The sequence below is a fragment of the Acinetobacter sp. USHLN143 genome (genome assembly GCF_037145695.1).
Taxonomy (GTDB): domain Bacteria; phylum Pseudomonadota; class Gammaproteobacteria; order Pseudomonadales; family Moraxellaceae; genus Acinetobacter; species Acinetobacter fasciculus.
Genome location: NZ_JBBCWZ010000170.1, coordinates 1 through 1,040, shown reverse-complemented (window position 1 = coordinate 1,040; position 1,040 = coordinate 1). Strand labels below are relative to the sequence as shown.

The window sequence follows — 1,040 nt, the reverse complement described above, 5'->3', positions numbered from 1 at the left end:
TTTATATTGTTACTTAGACAGGTAGGACATTTGATTTGTAGCGTTATTTTCATACCTCTATTTTATCAAAAGCCATATTGTTTTTTTCAGCATACTTTTTGAAACACCACCTACTATTTTACCGATAATATTTCTTTTGAAATGAAAGCCGGCATTCCACCCAAGGTTGATCTGCAAGGTAAAGGTAAAATCTATGCACCGTTCTCGGGAACAGCAACCCCTACTCTGGGCAATATTGAACTTCCTATCGATATTATACTGAAGAAAGATATCGAGATTACTGATCTGGAAGCCTATGGTCCGGCTGCCTCTGCCCGCGCCTGGACACCTGCCTTTGAATTCCAGTATCACTTTGGTAAAACCGGAGTGAATAAATTCCGGCCTTATGTCGGCTTAGGTGTGATGTATGCCTATTTCAATGAACTGGAAATTAACTCACGTACCGAGCAGGACCTGATTGCTGCAGGACATATGATTGCCAATATTAAACAAGGCAATGCTGGTGCTTCCCTTGAAGGCAAGCTAAGTGAAGCCGATCCAAAAGTAAAGCTTGAAGCATCCGATGCTTTCGCGCCTGTGGCCACGGTCGGCTTTAGCTATGACTTTAATGACACTTGGTTTGCAGTCGGTTCAGTATCTTATGCACATCTAAAAAATGACACGACAATTACGGTGACAGATGCAAATTTAGGTGAACTGATTCGCTCTAAAGCCGATATTGAAGTCAATCCGATTCTGGCCTATGCCGGGATCGGTATGCGTTTCTAAGCTCAATATCCGATTTTTAATTAAAACGGCTTCGGCCGTTTTTTTAGGCTTAATATATTAGGGCCTGTTGACATTTTCTGTTCAAAAAAATAGCGAGAAAGTAAAATTTAATCGCCAAACCAAATTTACTTCTCGCTATGCCTCGTACAATGCTGAATGATCAACACTGGTCTAAGTTACTTTCTATTTTCCGAAATTTTGATATCTATTCCAAATCTAATTTGAGAAATTTTGTCGAAGCAATACTTTATAGAATAAGAACAGGCTGCCCA

General features: G+C 40.0%; 2 pseudogenes. Both read left to right on the top strand.

Going from position 1 to position 1,040, the window contains the following annotated elements:
* Positions 1-105: 105 nt before the first annotated feature.
* Positions 106-768: pseudogene (locus WFH18_RS17475) on the top strand (OmpW/AlkL family protein); the annotation flags it as partial.
* Positions 769-905: 137 nt separating this feature from the next.
* A pseudogene (locus WFH18_RS17470) lies at positions 906-1,040 on the top strand (IS5/IS1182 family transposase); the annotation flags it as partial.